General features: G+C 34.8%; 18 protein-coding genes and 1 pseudogene. 12 read left to right on the plus strand and 7 right to left on the minus strand.

Going from position 1 to position 14,783, the window contains the following annotated elements; genetic code table 11:
* Positions 1–135: 135 nt before the first annotated feature.
* The gene (locus ACFX4E_RS25790) at positions 136–357 is read right to left on the minus strand and encodes a hypothetical protein (protein WP_028410011.1); all 222 of its coding nucleotides are present in this window, start codon (positions 355–357) and stop codon (positions 136–138) included.
* A gap of 206 nt (positions 358–563) precedes the next feature.
* Here ACFX4E_RS25790 and ACFX4E_RS25795 point away from each other — a divergent pair, with 206 nt between their 5' ends.
* Positions 564–944: an immunity 22 family protein gene (locus tag ACFX4E_RS25795; RefSeq protein ID WP_098332615.1), complete on the plus strand. Its 381-nt coding sequence runs from the start codon at positions 564–566 to the stop codon at positions 942–944.
* A gap of 476 nt (positions 945–1,420) precedes the next feature.
* Here ACFX4E_RS25795 and ACFX4E_RS25800 read toward each other — a convergent pair whose 3' ends face one another.
* A complete protein-coding gene (locus tag ACFX4E_RS25800; RefSeq protein ID WP_377259348.1) occupies positions 1,421–3,643 on the minus strand; it encodes an MMPL family transporter in 2,223 nt (740 codons plus the stop codon).
* A 135-nt stretch (positions 3,644–3,778) separates the two neighbouring features.
* On the opposite strand from ACFX4E_RS25800, the gene ACFX4E_RS25805 reads away from it, so the two are divergent.
* From ACFX4E_RS25805 to ACFX4E_RS25830, 6 genes are all read left to right on the plus strand, one after another.
* Positions 3,779–4,399 (plus strand): TetR/AcrR family transcriptional regulator, encoded by a 621-nt coding sequence (locus ACFX4E_RS25805; protein WP_028410014.1) that lies wholly within the window; start codon positions 3,779–3,781, stop codon positions 4,397–4,399.
* A 329-nt stretch (positions 4,400–4,728) separates the two neighbouring features.
* Complete coding sequence (locus ACFX4E_RS25810; RefSeq protein WP_016766363.1) at positions 4,729–5,502, plus strand: TerC family protein; 774 nt, start codon at positions 4,729–4,731, stop codon at positions 5,500–5,502.
* 701 nt (positions 5,503–6,203) lie between these two features.
* Positions 6,204–6,401: a hypothetical protein gene (locus ACFX4E_RS25815; RefSeq protein WP_016766364.1), complete on the plus strand. Its 198-nt coding sequence runs from the start codon at positions 6,204–6,206 to the stop codon at positions 6,399–6,401.
* Between the two features lie 17 nt (positions 6,402–6,418).
* Positions 6,419–6,709, plus strand: a complete 291-nt coding sequence (locus ACFX4E_RS25820; protein WP_013056394.1) for a spore coat protein — start codon at positions 6,419–6,421, stop codon at positions 6,707–6,709.
* 259 nt (positions 6,710–6,968) lie between these two features.
* A complete protein-coding gene (locus tag ACFX4E_RS25825; RefSeq protein WP_028410015.1) occupies positions 6,969–7,295 on the plus strand; it encodes a YflT domain-containing protein in 327 nt (108 codons plus the stop codon).
* A 727-nt stretch (positions 7,296–8,022) separates the two neighbouring features.
* Positions 8,023–8,784: a PAS domain S-box protein gene (locus ACFX4E_RS25830; RefSeq protein ID WP_098248853.1), complete on the plus strand. Its 762-nt coding sequence runs from the start codon at positions 8,023–8,025 to the stop codon at positions 8,782–8,784.
* Between the two features lie 310 nt (positions 8,785–9,094).
* On the opposite strand, the gene ACFX4E_RS25835 is transcribed toward ACFX4E_RS25830, so the two are convergent.
* Together ACFX4E_RS25835 and ACFX4E_RS25840 are read right to left on the minus strand one after the other, a co-directional pair.
* Positions 9,095–9,307 carry a hypothetical protein gene (locus ACFX4E_RS25835; RefSeq protein ID WP_016766369.1) on the minus strand — a complete coding sequence of 71 codons (213 nt, stop codon included), beginning with the start codon at positions 9,305–9,307 and terminating at the stop codon, positions 9,095–9,097.
* A 265-nt stretch (positions 9,308–9,572) separates the two neighbouring features.
* A complete protein-coding gene (locus ACFX4E_RS25840) occupies positions 9,573–9,995 on the minus strand; it encodes an Lrp/AsnC family transcriptional regulator (protein WP_377259345.1) in 423 nt (140 codons plus the stop codon).
* A 144-nt stretch (positions 9,996–10,139) separates the two neighbouring features.
* On the opposite strand from ACFX4E_RS25840, the gene ACFX4E_RS25845 reads away from it, so the two are divergent.
* Both ACFX4E_RS25845 and ACFX4E_RS25850 read left to right on the plus strand, forming a co-directional pair.
* Complete coding sequence (locus ACFX4E_RS25845) at positions 10,140–10,346, plus strand: DUF1272 domain-containing protein (protein ID WP_081085204.1); 207 nt, start codon at positions 10,140–10,142, stop codon at positions 10,344–10,346.
* A 9-nt stretch (positions 10,347–10,355) separates the two neighbouring features.
* Positions 10,356–10,559 (plus strand): annotated as a pseudogene (locus ACFX4E_RS25850) (cysteine hydrolase); the annotation flags it as partial.
* A 175-nt stretch (positions 10,560–10,734) separates the two neighbouring features.
* Here the strand turns inward: ACFX4E_RS25850 and ACFX4E_RS25855 are convergent.
* Positions 10,735–11,232 carry a DinB family protein gene (locus ACFX4E_RS25855; RefSeq protein ID WP_098333462.1) on the minus strand — a complete coding sequence of 166 codons (498 nt, stop codon included), beginning with the start codon at positions 11,230–11,232 and terminating at the stop codon, positions 10,735–10,737.
* Between the two features lie 214 nt (positions 11,233–11,446).
* On the opposite strand from ACFX4E_RS25855, the gene ACFX4E_RS25860 reads away from it, so the two are divergent.
* Together ACFX4E_RS25860 and ACFX4E_RS25865 are read left to right on the plus strand one after the other, a co-directional pair.
* Complete coding sequence (locus ACFX4E_RS25860) at positions 11,447–12,241, plus strand: hypothetical protein (protein WP_377259342.1); 795 nt, start codon at positions 11,447–11,449, stop codon at positions 12,239–12,241.
* Between the two features lie 41 nt (positions 12,242–12,282).
* Positions 12,283–12,795: a DIP1984 family protein gene (locus tag ACFX4E_RS25865; RefSeq protein ID WP_016766374.1), complete on the plus strand. Its 513-nt coding sequence runs from the start codon at positions 12,283–12,285 to the stop codon at positions 12,793–12,795.
* 237 nt (positions 12,796–13,032) lie between these two features.
* Here the strand turns inward: ACFX4E_RS25865 and ACFX4E_RS25870 are convergent, their stop codons facing one another.
* Both ACFX4E_RS25870 and ACFX4E_RS25875 read right to left on the minus strand, forming a co-directional pair.
* Positions 13,033–13,344 (minus strand): DMT family transporter, encoded by a 312-nt coding sequence (locus tag ACFX4E_RS25870; protein ID WP_028410020.1) that lies wholly within the window; start codon positions 13,342–13,344, stop codon positions 13,033–13,035.
* Positions 13,344–13,682: a DMT family transporter gene (locus ACFX4E_RS25875; RefSeq protein ID WP_377259339.1), complete on the minus strand. Its 339-nt coding sequence runs from the start codon at positions 13,680–13,682 to the stop codon at positions 13,344–13,346. Before ACFX4E_RS25875 ends, ACFX4E_RS25870 begins: the two co-directional genes overlap by 1 nt.
* Positions 13,683–13,866: 184 nt before the next feature.
* Between ACFX4E_RS25875 and ACFX4E_RS25880 the strand changes: the two genes are divergently transcribed.
* Positions 13,867–14,760, plus strand: a complete 894-nt coding sequence (locus ACFX4E_RS25880; RefSeq protein ID WP_098333460.1) for a LysR family transcriptional regulator — start codon at positions 13,867–13,869, stop codon at positions 14,758–14,760.
* Positions 14,761–14,783 lie beyond the last annotated feature (23 nt).

The raw sequence follows: 14,783 nt of genomic DNA on the forward strand, positions 1-14,783 counted from the left end.
TCAAGCAATTGAGGATCAAATAAAAAAAACAGCTTAAGACTTAACTTTTTTGTGTCCAAATTATTGACTCAAATCCAATAATTGTATTTACCTAGTTAGTTTCACAAATTGCATTTGAAATTTCACTCTAGATTTTTAATCTCTTAAATAACCAATAATTCCACCAAAGACTCCTATCGCAAGCGAAATGGGGATAGCTGCTATTCCGCCATATGCCACTGCAAATCCTAATCCATCTCCATCTGAAGGATTGGTTATATGATTTCCTTGCATGGTCACCCAAATGAGTAGAGCGCCAACCATTACAACAAAAGAAATGATAGTAGTCAGTAAAAATGCGCTAAAAGCTTTAATCATAAATTCTCCGTCACCCTCGCAATATACACTATTTGTTATTCTTCTTATTATAGTAATGATAACCAATAAAAACCAGGGGATTTTGTTTGAGAAGTTATCGTAGTGGGAGATTGAACAGACTAAGTTACCTAATTGATGGGCAATTCGTATAAAGTTAGTGTAGAGATAAATGATTGAAAAAAATGTTTGTTAGAAAGGTTGATTGTATGGAGAAGATAAGTTACGTATCTTTATGGGTTGGTAAATTTTCGTCTATTGAAGAGCTAGAAAATTATCTTTTGATTGCTTACACAGAAGACGGAGACGCTATACCTTCACAATTCGAAAAGGACTTTAATATTGAGTACTTTGACGAAGATTTCAGTGAAGCTCACTATGAGGATGTTGAGGTTCATAAACTTTCACAATTACTAGAAGGTTGTTCGTACGATGATGTAGTTATTCCTAACTTTGTTGAAAAATACGGAGATGCCTTACCTACTAATGCTAACAGTTTGATTTTACTTTACGATTTTGAACATACAAAAAGCAGGGATGACGACGAGATTAACCGCGTTAAATATGTAGGAAGTGTTCAATATGAATAATTTAGTAAAATGTTTGTAGCTTGTTTACACAATAAATGCGTTCACTTATAAAGGTTATATTATGAGGAGGTGACGAGCTTGGAAATAGCACATTTAGTCATTATGAAGTCTGTAAAATGGGGAGTGGTTGCCAATGCAATATGTGGAGCGGCATTTGGTATTTTATATCTACTGGGAATAATCAACGTTAGCTTATAAGAATCGTAACAACTCAACATGTTGATAAAAAACACTGGATAAATAACTTTACATACGAGAAATTTATAAATTCAACCAGCCCTAGTATTAGCCATGAACTGGTTGAATTATTTAGTTCCTAGAGGAAAGATTACGTCCACTAGATGGAGCTTTATGTGAAACCATAATTGCTTGAAAGACAATTATGGTTTCTTTTTTTGTGATATTTTCCAGTTTCTTATTTCTACATCCGTGAAGCTATATGGAAAATTACCTATAAAACATCTTTGTTTAAATACTTATTTCTCTTTTTCTGATACCATTTCCACTTTGCTTGGCCAAAAAGCAAACCTTCCTAAAACCGTCGTGATCGCAGGTACAAGGAATGGTCGCACAATAAATGTATCTAACAGAACACCTAAAGCCGTGATAATTCCGAACTGAACGAGAACTTGAATCGGCAGTGTTGCTAGAACCGCGAAGGTAGCAGCTAAAATAATTCCAGCGGATGTGATCACACCGCTTGTTTCGCTTACGCCTTCTTTAATGGCTTGTTTTAACGGCATGTGCTTCTTTTTCTGCCAGATGCTTGAGATCATAAAGATATTATAATCCTCACCAAGCGCCACTAAGAATACAAACGCGTATAAAGGGATCGCTCCTTGAATAGCATCTGCCCCCATGATGTTGTGAATGATGAGCCAGCCTAACCCTAAAGCTGCACTGTAAGACAAGATGACCGTTCCAACCAAGTAAAGCATAGCTACAATAGAACGTAAGTAAGCCAATAGCAGCAACGATATAAAAATAATGATTAGCGGGACAATGATACTGTTGTCTTTATCACTAACCGTCATCGTATCATATTGCGTCGCTGTTTGACCGCCAATCCATACTTTGGATTCCACTTTGGAAACTCCTGACTGCGATAGTGCCTTTTCTGCTGCATCTTTCAAGTCTGGAATAGCTTCCATTGCTTCTATACTATATGGATTTATATTAAACGTGACGTCATATACTTTTAAATTCTTATTACTTTTACCACTTTGAGGTGCAGAAACGGTACTAATAAGATCATTTTTCTTTAATGCTTTTTCTAGATCTATTGATTTTCCTTCCGTATCAATAACTACTTGTGCTGGCGCCAGTTCGCCAGGAGAGTATGCGTCAGAGATAACCGCAAACCCTTCACGAGAAGGCATATCTTCAGGGAAAGAAGACAATATATCATACGTGTACTTGATTTGACTAGAATAAATGGATAAAGCTCCAAAAAAGACTAGACAAGCTACAATGATTGTCCATGGTTTAGTCGTAACCACATTACCAATCCAATTCCCGAAACGTTTTTTCTCTTTTCGGTCACGCACCGGTTTTCCTTTCTTTTTCGCCAATTCTTCTTCCATTTCAGGAGTACGAGGGACGAAAGGATAAAAAGAACCTCTTCCCATAACCGAAAGCAGGGCAGGGATAAGTGTTAAACTTGCTAATCCCATAACTAGAATAGATAAGCTAAAAGGGATTGCAAAACGGTGGTAAGCACCGTATTTTGCTACAATCAAGGCCAGAAGAGAGATGACAACTGTAAATCCACTCATAGCTATAGCACCTGAAGCACCTTTAAAGGCGTTAATAAGTGCTTGTCTCTTATCTTTTACTTTGCGAAGCTCATCGCGATAATGAGAAATTAAAAATAAACAATAGTCTGTTCCTGCTCCAAATAGCAAGACCGTCATAATGGATATGGACTGCGAGTCAACCGTAATCCATTCTTTATCTGCCAAAATACCGAGAATCGGACTCAGCACCCCATAGGCAAAACCTACACCGATTAAAGGAATAATCGCTAAAATTGGGGAACGATAAATGACAAGAAGTAAAATTAAGACTAATAAAACTGTCGCGATTAGTAAGGAAACGTCTGCTCCTTCAAATAAGCTGGTTGCATCTACTTGAATTCCTACAGGTCCTGTAACACGCGTGCTTAGCTTATCTTTTGCATCGATATCTGTAGCAAAAGAATCATATGAAACCTGTTCTTTTACTTGTTTTTTAATCGCGTCTAGATTTTTTTCTAGTACATCCGTTTCAACGTTTTCTTTAAAGAAAATGGGCTGTACAAGCGTTGTACCGTCCTTCGAAATCATTTTTTGTAAAGCTGCTAACGGTAATTTGTGCAAAGGTGGAGTAGACGTTTGTTCTTCTAATGGTTTCTTTTCTAAATCTGCCGCCACTTGCTGAATAGATTTTAAGTCATCGGTATTCAAACCCGATTCTTTATGCCATGTAAGCAGGGCAGGAACCCCTGAAGAGTTAGGGAATTCTTTCTTTATGAGATTTTCAGCCTCTACGGAAGGTGAATTCTCACTTAAGTTTGGTGCATTGTTCACTTCCGTTTTATTAACGGCAGGCCAAGCAATCGTTAGAACTGCAGTTGCCAGAATCCATACGGCAATAACAACCCAACGACTCACTTTTCCAGTCATCAATCGACTGAATGTTGCTAAAGGTGATTCTTTCATTAATTCTCCCTCATTTCCAAATCTGTTTGTTTCTATTACAATATATATAGAACCTTCAATAATTATATATACCAGAAGGTTAATTAATCAACTAGTTTAAATGTGCCAATTTCTTGAACTAGAAGGAGGGCCCTTATGAATACGAATCAGACACCGAAAAAAAAGCCTGGCAGACCTAAAATAACAACTGAAAATAATATAACAAGAGAGCAAATTTTAAAAACAGCTGCCCATCTCTTTATGGCATATGGATACGAAAAAGTTTCAATGGAGCAAGTGGCTGAAGCAAGCGATGTGACCAAGGCCAGCGTTTACTACTATTTTAAAAATAAAGCAACTTTGTTTACAGTTTCGGTATCAAGCATGTTTCAACGTATTACAAAACAAACGGAGAAATTATTACAAAATTCCAATGGTCTAAAACACAGATTATATGAGGTAACATTAGATCATTTAAAAAGACCGCATATTGATTTTGAAACATTATTGCAAGAAGCGACTTCTTCGCTTACAGAAGGTCATATTCATGAAATTCGTGAAGCGGAGAAAGCGATACATGAGGCATTAGAGAATGTATTCAAGCAAGCTGCAAACAGCGGAGAAATCGTCGTAGCAAGTCCTAGATTGCTTGCGCATACATTTTCCACGGTAACAATGATTCGGAACAAAAAAGAATTAATTACAGAATTAGGGGGCCCTGAAAAAACGGCTCAGGCTCTAGTGGATCTTTTTTGGGTAGGGATTAGTCCTAATTAATTTTCTTATTTCACTATAAAAACCAGCTGTAACATATTAACCAATATGTTACAGCTGGTTTTTTATTGTTCACAGGTACTTCTTGAGAAAAGGGAAAGGGCATAACAATAATAAGGTGACTTTCTAACCTATGTAAGTATGTTGACATAAACTATTTACTGACATACTGGAATTCGTATTTATGTTTATCTTAAGAGATGTTCAATTGTTGATTAGTGTTAAAAAAATGAAAATTTTATCTTTTAGAGTTTACTGCAGCATATATGGTTATTCTATTGTAAACAAAACTTTTAGCATAACAGCTTACATTTTGGAAAGGAGAAAAGCGGATGGAATCTATTTGGCTGGAATACGTATGGGCATTATTGATTCTAATCGGGTTAGAAGGATTATTATCAGCTGATAATGCTCTCGTACTAGCAGTTATAGCTAAACATTTACCCGAGGATCAGAAAAAAAGAGCGATTAATTACGGAATTCTTATGGCATTTATTTTTCGATTTGGAGCTCTTTTTGCCATTTCATTTATCGCCAACGTCTGGTGGATACAGGCCGTAGGAGCAGTTTATCTTCTGTATTTAGGTTTGAAACATGTCATTCAGGCGCGGTTTGGGAAACATAATGAGAATATTCATGATGATGATGAGAAGGAGTCTGCTGGAAAGGGGTTCTGGCCGACAGTTGGGAAAATTGCGTTAGCTGACCTTGCTTTTGCCATCGATTCTATTTTAGCTGCAGTGGCCATAGCTCTTGGACTTCCTGATTCACAGTTTGGAGAAATCGGTGGGATGGACGGAGGGCAGTTTGCAGTTGTAGTTCTTGGAGGAGTTGCAGGCCTTATCTTAATCAAGTTTGCAGCAAGCTGGTTTGTAAAACTCCTTGAAAAACGACCTGCCCTAGAAACGACAGCATATGCCATTGTTGCCTGGGTAGGTGTGAAACTTGCTGTTATTACTTTTGCACATAAAGATATTGGTGTCTTAGATCCTCATTTTCCTCATAGCACCATTTGGACCCTGATTTTCTATGGAGTCTTAGTTGGTATCGCGCTATTGGGTTGGTTTGCACCGGGCAATAAGTCATCAGAAAAATCATCAGCCTAGAAGGTAATTGAGTGTAATGCGCACCCTGAATTTACTAATCACCCTTACTCTTTCCGTCCAAATGGATCCTCATTTCAGCATTTAAAAGGATGTTTAGATTCTATAGAAAATTGAGTTTTGTGGTTTCAAGCGTAACCATCAAGTGCGTTAATCCAAAGCCGGGTTAACGCACTTTTTAATTGAAATGGTGGCGCAAACGAACTTGGTTATTTTATTTATTATTTTTGTTCTTTTTACGATAATCAGTAAAGCAGGCAATTAAGAAAATCCCAATAAAAAAACCGATGAAAAGACCGATAAGACTTTCTATTTGAACATCTTTTTCTCTAATTATTTGACCGTAAATTACCCTGAATATAACACCAACAAAAGAGAGAACAACAGCCTTGATGGTAATATGTAAAAAATTAATAAAATCACACCTTTTTACAAAATGTATTACCCAATTTTGAACGATTAAAAAGGTCTAGAAAGAAAGACTTACAATTTAAGGTTCATTGAAGGGCTACATATTACACCTAAAGGGATTTATTCTGCAACACAATGGAAGGTCAATTGCAAAAACAGGTGATTATTTTTGTTAGTTTTAATATTCCTGTTTCTTTTTCTAAAATTTTTAAAAAATAATGAATACTTGTTTAAATGGAAATGATTTGGGAATATAATTCACAAGTCAAAAAAATGACAAGGAGGATGCAAACATGGCAAAGGGACTAGCTATGCACGAAACGCTAGAAGTTCATGAAATCTTAACGCTTAAAACATCATGTGTAACAAAAGGAACAGCGATGTTGGAATTGGTAGAGGATGAGGAATTAAAAAAAATTCTTGAAGAAGATGTTCAAACATCTACTGAAGCGATTAAAGAATTGAAAAAAATCTTAAAGAAAGCTCAATAAATAGGAGGGGTAGAAAAATGGCCACTAAAAGTACTCTTACTAAAACGTTAGACGATCTTGCTATTGCGACCGATTTATTATTATCAGCTAAGAATGGTGTACGAACATATGCTGTAGCGCTTACGGAAACAGCGACACCCGAAGTACGAAAGGTATTAAAAAAGCAATTAGATAAAGCCATTGAGCTTCATGAAAAGATTGCTCAATATATGATTGATAATGAGATGTATCATGCCTATGATGTAGAAGAACAAGTAAATCACGATTTAAAAAAGGCAGATAAAGCGTTAGATTTAGCGAAAGGTTAACTAAAATTCCCCCTCTATTGTCAGAGGGGGAATTTTTTCAAGGTTACATAAAAAGTTCTCTTTCCATATTTCTAAAAAGGAAAAGAAGTCTATATTTTATTCTCTTAGAAGTAGATAATTTACCCCATTTTATACAATATTTAGATGATTTTTTATAGTCTTTTATCCCATATCCGAATAAATTGGTTTTAATTGGCTGCTGAAGGATACACCTATTAGTAGAACGACATATTCTATGGGGATAGAGGAGGAGAAAATAGTGAAGGAAATTAAAGTAGCAGAAAATAGTGGTCAGGCAAATAAGTTTATTGAAGAGCTTTTCGCTAACGGGTTTAGTAAAAGTGAAATTTATTTATTGACTTATAATAAAGAGCGCTCGGAATATTTAACAAATACAACAAATACAAAAGAATATCGAGGTTCTGAACAAGGAGTTTTTGAATCTGCAGTTAATAAGTTATTTTCTCGTGAAGATGAACTTCATTCTAAAATGGCCTCGTTAGGTTTAACCCAAGAAGAAGCTAAACAGTGTGTCGGTGAAATGAAACAAGAACGTATAATCATTATTGCAAAAAAAGATGTGTAATGGTTTTTCCTTGCAATAACTTTCGAAGAAACTAAGTGATCGAGAAGTATTAGTAAATCATACTAGCATGTTGCTTTATATATAATATTTGTTCTTCTGTACGAAGGGTTTATGAATCGGAAAGATACTGAACGAAAAGTATATTACTTGAGTCGTTTACTACTCTCATATGGAGGTGAAAGGGTAATGATTCAATTTTTTGGTATCCACATAGGGACGTTATACTTTCCTACAAGTATCCTTCTAATTACTTTATTAGTTTTAGTAGGTTTTATTATCTATTTTCTTAGTAGAAGAAAAAGAAATAGAGATCAAACGATTCATTCAAATGAGAATAGGGTAAAGGGCAAAAGAGGAAAAGACAAAACTCTGTAAATGATCTAAAAGAAGAATTAATATATTTGGTCATCAAAAAGAATTCTCGTTTGAAGTGAAAAAAAATCATCCTAATCCTACAGTTCCTGATACAGCCTTACACCATGATTTAACTCGTAAGAAAGTATGATTTAAATAAATGCAGAGAGGGCCCTTGAATTCATTTCTAAGGGCTGTTTTTATTTTTGTTCTGTAAAGGACAGACGACCTTATAATCTTCTATTTTCTTACTATTTCTTATTTATAACTTCAAAGGAAACTTTATTATCATTTTTTAAGATCTTAAACAAGCAATTGAACCCTTGATAAATTGGAAATAGTAGTCTAACCTTCATATTAAGGAGTGAAAATTATGAATGAAAACATTTCAGGTATTGATTATCAGGAAGTCATTGAATATGCGTTAGATCCACTCATTATTCATTCAAATCATAAGATTATATATGTTAACCACGCAGCTGAACATTTTTTTAGAGGAAAAAGGGAAGATATCATAGGTGCAAGTCCTTTAGATATATTTCAAGAAACATCTAAAGCAGCAATAAGGAAAAGAATCCAATCTGCTTATGAACGTCCAGCAGAGCTTATTGAGGAAACCATATTTAGATTGGACGGGACAACTGTTAATGTTGAATTATATTGTCATCCCTTGCTGCTGGGAGATAAAAAAGTAATCCAAACCTATGTGAGAGATATTACGGTAAAAAAAGAGAGTGAAACAAGACAAAAAGAAATAATAAAGCAAATAAATGAACTGTCTACAACCCTTGTTCCTCTTTTAGAGGGAATCGCTGTACTTCCCTTAGTAGGATCCATAGATGAGGAAAGAGCAAACCAACTTTTAATGGCTGTTCCAGTAAAAGTGCAGACACAAAATATAAATTGTTTAATTATAGACTTTTCTGGTATTTATACATTGAATTCAATTGTAACGGAGCATCTTTTTAAAATTAATAGCGTTATGTCACTACTTGGAGTGCAATGTATCTTAACAGGATTAAGACCAGAATTATCTCGCTCTGCTGTACAGCTAGGTATTAATTTAGGTTCTACCCCGACAATGGCTACCGTAAAAAACGCACTTCATTTTTTAGGAATCACTTCTAGTAAATAACCTGTAAAATGAAAATAACCAAAGCAACTTTTACAATTTTAAAGATACATATTATATGAATCTTTAGGTGGTGCTAAACCTTTTAGAGGGATTTTTTAATTAAAGGAATAGTGGCATCATCTGTACGTTTTCGTGCTGTTTTAAATATCTTTAGGTGAGTTTTTTAAATTAGATTTGTATCCTGTATACATTAGAAAAACAAAAAAGAAACTCCTGAACATATACCAGGAGTTTCTTTTGTTTAAAATAGTATATTGTGCAATTGCACGTTTGTTAAATAAAAGATAGAAGAATCATTGAATCGCTTTCTTCAGTTTAAGATCTTGTATAAAGCTTCAGAAGCGTTATCTATATCATAATCGTTATAATTTAAGGTTTTTTGATCCGTAAGTGTAGTGATTTGAAAAATCTTAGATGTTTTACAATACGACAGTTCCAGTACTTGAGGAATGGTATGAGTAATAGCGCTATCCTCATATTGAATCAGAGTATAAAGCGTTTTTTTTATTTCAAGTATATTCATAAAAGTACCTCTTTCCATTATAAGGAAACCCAGGGTACAAAGAGACCATATAATTTTAATTTATGTTCTTACTCTATTGTAACATATGAACGTATAGAAAAATACCTGTCGAGAACAGACAGTATGGTAACTGCAATTGTAAATTCTATACACTTCTAATTCTGCTAGCTGGTCAGTTAAAAAGGTGACTATCAACAGAACATGTTCTTCTTATAATAGAATTACCTTGAATAGATTCAGTAATAAAAAAGAGTAGATTATTAATCTACTTTATTGCTTTATAAACAACTGGTGAGGAAAGTTTAATCAATGTAGACGGCTCTCCAAAAGCCATAGATTCATCAATAAATGCTTCAAGAGATTGAACAGAATTAGTTAAAACTTTTACTAGATAGTTATATTGGCCTGCCAAACGATGACATTCGATAACTTCAGGGTGTTCTTTACAATATTCTACGAATTGCTTACATTTTGTATTGCTATATAAAATAAAAGCTGTTACAGGTTTATTAAAATTTTCAGGATTAATTGTTGCTCTATATCCATCTATTATGTTTTTTTCTTCAAGTTTTTTTACTCTTTCATTAACAGCAGGGGTAGATAAGCCAACCAGCTTTCCCAACTGTGTAACGGACAAACGAGCATTCTCTTGTAGATATAGTAATATATTTTGATCAATTTCATCCATAAAACATACCCCGCTTTAAATTATAAATTAAAATAATGAATTTTCCGTCAATATTAAAGCTATTAATTAGTAATACAATAAAATAGATATGTGAAAATAGAAATTTATACAATACAATTTAATTATATCAAAAGGAGGGATTTAATGGCTTTAGAAATGAGAAATACATGCGAAAAGTGCAATAAGAAACTCCATAATAGCTCTGTCGCTTATATCTGTACTCATGAATGTACATTCTGTGATAAATGTAGTGAAAACGCGATGTATATTTGTCCTAACTGTGGAGGAGAACTAGTTAAAAGACCAAGGGGCAAAGAACATTCGTTAAGTTGCTCACTGAGCTTGTCATAAATTTAGAGACAACACTGTATAGATAGTGCAGTCAAAACAGCTACGATCAATGGAGTGGGCATTCAACAGCGAACCATAACAGGTTTAAGTACGGAACAAATTATAAAGCATCATAGTGAAAGTTTACATGGTCATTACAATGTTGGACACTTTTCAATTGTCAGAAATGCAGAAGAAGACTTGTTTTGTCCGACACATTATTCTTATAGGTAACTAATTGCACGAAGACAAAGATTTTTAGAGTACTGAAAATCGAATTCAGTAATCGATTGATTTATAGATAAAACAGAAGGTAATAGTACATAACTAAAATAAAGCCCTAAAAGTGTTTAATTGACGCTTCTTAGGGCTTTGTTTCTGCCAATCATTGTGTTTCAATCGTTTTTTATTAAGCAGGAAAGCCTCCTGTTGGCGGTGGCCATGCTCCGTTTAACCTTCTCATAATGACAATTTCACCTAGATGATAGCTATTGTGAGAAGCAATATTACGCAGTAATCCCCCTGGGGTTTCACTTGGCCAAGCATCCAGAGGTTCTTCGATTGCTAATGTATCAGCTAAGTGACATGCTTCGTCAATTCCATTACAAAAATGCTGGATTGTCTTTTTCCATTCTTCCTCATCAACCGGAGCAGGGTGTTCAGGCCAGCTTTCACTTACACTTTTCGGTCTTTCAGGGTTTTCTCCTTTAGCAAGGGCAAGTAAAAAGTCTTGCCAATAGCTCATATGCTTCACTAATTGATAAATAGAATAAGGTAATTCCTTTTGTTTATGTGAAGCAAGCTCTATATTAATATCAGTTATTGCGTTAATCGTCGGAAGATGGCCTCTTTCACCTCGCAGTGATTTGATAAGCGCATCACGAAATGCTGTATTCGTTTGTGTCATGTTTTTTTCAGCCTTTCTTTTTCAAAGTATTAAGCTTGTAACAGTCTAACACAAATCAGTTTAATATATGTACTTCTGTGATTAACGACTTACTACAACAAAGCCACTAAAACAATTAGTATCAATCACAATTTTTTGTTTGTAAGTCACCTTTATATGAAGAAATATGGTTTAATATAAAATATATAGAAATAAGTAGAAAAAGGTACCCTTTATGGAAAGTGAAAAAGATTATGTGATTTTGAGAAAGACGATAACAACTCTTTCTACAAGCTTTATTTTAGCTTACCTTTTGACAATAACAGGTCTGATTCAACAACTAACTGACGGAGAAGAACTATCGTATCATACTGGAAATGACATGGTAGGGTGGTTCCTTGTATATCTTTTTTATGTAGGGGCCGTTATTGCTGTATATGGAAATTTTGTCTCAGTTATACTGGACGCTATTCGAAAGAAATGGCTTCCCAACATGAGGTGGCTATTTGTCTTCTTCCACGGCATATTAGGCTTAATTAACGGTTTGTTTTTTCAAGATACACATTTGTCTTATTACGGGATGGCAGCCGCTATGTTATATGCATGTATAGATTGGTGGGTAGAAAGAAGAATTGACAGGGAAAAAAGTACAAAGGTATTGCTAATTATACCTCTTATTCTTTCACTTCTCAGTTGGAGTATATTAGAAGCGCTATCACCTAGCCTTCCGCCATTTACGAAAGAAGATGCCATAGAGTTTGCGACAAGTGGTGAAGGAACAGATATTGATTTATTTCCTGCTAAAGTTGGAACATGGAAAGGAGCTTTTGGAGGGTATCAAATCGAAAGAAAAACTCGTGCTAAAAAATTAAATAAAGAGTTTTATCTAGTGACGTTTGAAGAAAACTGGACTAAAGGTAAACAAAAAGGACGCTATGTAATGTCTTATAAAGTAGATCGCAGCAGTGTCTCAGGGGATGGCGGAAGTGGCACAACACCTCCTTATTATGAAAAGGTATTAGAACAATAAAATAGTAAAAATTAAGTTTATGGATAAAGGAGCTTTGATCTATGTCTAAGATTTCTCTAGCAGAGGCTGTGAAATTGAAAAGTGTATTATCAAAACGAATACATGAATTAGAAGAAGAGATGGACCGAGTTGCATTTGTAGAGATCGAAAAAGGGGAGAAGATTCCTCCTCAGGCTAGATCACTATCTGATGTTGAACAGGATTTAGAGGACATTCGAAAGGATTTGCGTCTACTTGATAAATTAATGTATCAAGCCAATATTCAAAATAATATTACTTATAATGAACACAAACTAACAATTGTAGAAGCGATTGAATATGCCACTCAATTACGTGCTAAAGCAAGAAAATATAAGGAGTTTGGTTCATCATCTAAAGAAGAATATCCTTACTACGGAGAAGGGGTATCCATTATTAAAGTGGCTACATTTGATCCTGAAGAATATCGTCTAAGAGGGCTAGAGGTTGAAAAGAAAGCAAATAGATTATCAAATTTAATTAACGCTAAAAACTATCAAATAGAGTTAGAGTTTGATGGAGATAAATATTTTTAACCCTTGAAGAGGTGAGACTCCCTTCAAGGCATAGAAGGAGAATGTTTAGTGTACTCAAAGTACTATTGTGATGGCAAGTGATAAAACCAATAATCCAATGACCCATTACACTGTTACTATTTACCAATAACCAACTATAGCAATGGACGGTCGATGACCAATACCTCCTTGTTTTTAACTCCTTCTATGGTGCCCTTACTTGTAAGTTAAGTAAGGGCCTTATTTATCTTATTTTTATTAGAAAGCTTTCAGTATAATAACACCTGTAATAATAAGAGTAACCGAGATAATCTTTCTTTTGTTTTTTGATTCCCTAAATATATAAATACCTAACAGCGTTGTACTAACAATCGTCAGCCCTGCCCATATAGCAAAAACGACGCCCATTTCAAAATAGTGTGTCGTTAGAGAAATAAAATAAATACAAGCAATGAAGAGTAGAAATGCCCCTATTGTGGGAACAGTTTGTCTAAAACCTTTGGATAGTTTTACGCACATTTGCCCTCCAATGCCTAAAATTAAGCCAACCGTTAAAAATACGTATCCCATTACGCTGTCATCCTTTCTTTAGAGCTCTCTTTAATTTTAAGAGAAACTGCACCAATTATAATAAGAGAAACACCTAAAATTTTAGATAAGGAAATAGTTTCATCAAAAAAGATAATACCTGTGACCACAACAATTACGGTTGCTCCTCCAGCATACAAAGCACTTGCTACTCCTACTTCACCTTTGGCGTTAAGGAGCATATAAGCAGCAATTGAAGAACAATAAAATAATATGGCAAAAACAGTAGGAACAAAGTTTGTGAATCCATTTGTAAGATTAAGAAAAAATACTGCGATTACCTCCAAGATGATGGCAAGAAACAATAGTAAATAAAACAATCAGATTTCCTCCTTTCAGTCACCTCATTTTAAGAACTTTACGTAATTGCTACTAAATAATTGCAGTAGCACTCGGATGTCATTATTTTATCTAGAGCTTGATATCTTGTAAAATAATGATAAATGATTATAGATATCACTATTATTAATACCTAAATAAATGTAAGTGGAAAGGAGGATGTTTATGGAAGTAGAAGATATACGCATATTCATGGCTGTAGCAGAATACGGCAGTGTAAGCCTTGCCGCTGATAAGCTAGGTTATGTCCAACCAAATGTAACAGCACGCATTCGGTCTCTTGAACGAAAAATTGGACACCCATTATTTCATCGTCACAGACGCGGAATGACATTAAATGTAGAAGGTCGAAAACTTTTAACGTATGGAGAACAAATGATGCGGCTGATGGATGAAATACAGAAAGCATTTCAAGATGAGCATAACCTTGTTGGATCATTATGTATTGGATTAGTTGAAACGGTAGTAGGGTTTCCTGAAATCATTTCTTCCTATCATAATAAGCACAAAAATGTGGATATTTCTCTAGTATCAGGAGTAAGTACACAATTAATAGAGAAAGTTCTTAAGTTCCAGTTAGACGGGGCATTTGTAGCAGAACCAGTAAATGTGTCAACGCTTGATCAAATTCCGGCTTTTGATGAAGAAATTGTACTTGTATGCAGTGCAAATGAAAAAGGTAAGAAGCAGATTCAGTCTGCCAAAGAGTTACTGCACTTACCATTCATTTTATTTAATGAAGGCTGCCAATATAGAGAAAGACTACAGCAGTGGTTACAAGACGAACAAATAGTATCACCAAAAATCATGGAATTTGCTACACTTGAAACGATTATGGGGACAGTAGTTTCTGGTCTTGGTGTGACACTTATAGCCCGGTCATTAGCGGAAAGATATGAGAGGGAAGGATTAGTACAACTCTTTTCAATACCCGAGCCTTACAGAAACCTCAGAATTGTGTATGTTCGTCGCTCCGACTCCTATCTAGGAGTAACTGAGCGTGAATTTATAAAGACAATCAGCGAAGTAAGAGAAGGGAAAAAGCAGAGAACGAATTGAATCGATTATAAAAGATATAAACG

It is taken from the genome of Priestia sp. YIM B13491 (assembly GCF_042787605.1).
GTDB lineage: Bacteria > Bacillota > Bacilli > Bacillales > Bacillaceae_H > Priestia > Priestia megaterium_E.

Coding starts and splice junctions, on each gene's coding strand:
- ACFX4E_RS25790 (WP_028410011.1), bottom strand. CDS start 357: ATGATTAAAGCTTTTAGCGCATTTTTACTGACTACTATCATTTCTTTT.
- ACFX4E_RS25830 (WP_098248853.1), top strand. CDS start 8,023: ATGAATGAAAACATTTCAGGTATTGATTATCAGGAAGTCATTGAATAT.
- ACFX4E_RS25810 (WP_016766363.1), top strand. CDS start 4,729: ATGGAATCTATTTGGCTGGAATACGTATGGGCATTATTGATTCTAATC.
- ACFX4E_RS25855 (WP_098333462.1), bottom strand. CDS start 11,232: ATGACACAAACGAATACAGCATTTCGTGATGCGCTTATCAAATCACTG.
- ACFX4E_RS25840 (WP_377259345.1), bottom strand. CDS start 9,995: ATGGATGAAATTGATCAAAATATATTACTATATCTACAAGAGAATGCT.
- ACFX4E_RS25795 (WP_098332615.1), top strand. CDS start 564: ATGGAGAAGATAAGTTACGTATCTTTATGGGTTGGTAAATTTTCGTCT.
- ACFX4E_RS25800 (WP_377259348.1), bottom strand. CDS start 3,643: ATGAAAGAATCACCTTTAGCAACATTCAGTCGATTGATGACTGGAAAA.
- ACFX4E_RS25815 (WP_016766364.1), top strand. CDS start 6,204: ATGGCAAAGGGACTAGCTATGCACGAAACGCTAGAAGTTCATGAAATC.
- ACFX4E_RS25835 (WP_016766369.1), bottom strand. CDS start 9,307: ATGAATATACTTGAAATAAAAAAAACGCTTTATACTCTGATTCAATAT.
- ACFX4E_RS25805 (WP_028410014.1), top strand. CDS start 3,779: ATGAATACGAATCAGACACCGAAAAAAAAGCCTGGCAGACCTAAAATA.
- ACFX4E_RS25845 (WP_081085204.1), top strand. CDS start 10,140: ATGGCTTTAGAAATGAGAAATACATGCGAAAAGTGCAATAAGAAACTC.
- ACFX4E_RS25820 (WP_013056394.1), top strand. CDS start 6,419: ATGGCCACTAAAAGTACTCTTACTAAAACGTTAGACGATCTTGCTATT.
- ACFX4E_RS25870 (WP_028410020.1), bottom strand. CDS start 13,344: ATGGGATACGTATTTTTAACGGTTGGCTTAATTTTAGGCATTGGAGGG.
- ACFX4E_RS25880 (WP_098333460.1), top strand. CDS start 13,867: ATGGAAGTAGAAGATATACGCATATTCATGGCTGTAGCAGAATACGGC.
- ACFX4E_RS25865 (WP_016766374.1), top strand. CDS start 12,283: ATGTCTAAGATTTCTCTAGCAGAGGCTGTGAAATTGAAAAGTGTATTA.
- ACFX4E_RS25860 (WP_377259342.1), top strand. CDS start 11,447: ATGGAAAGTGAAAAAGATTATGTGATTTTGAGAAAGACGATAACAACT.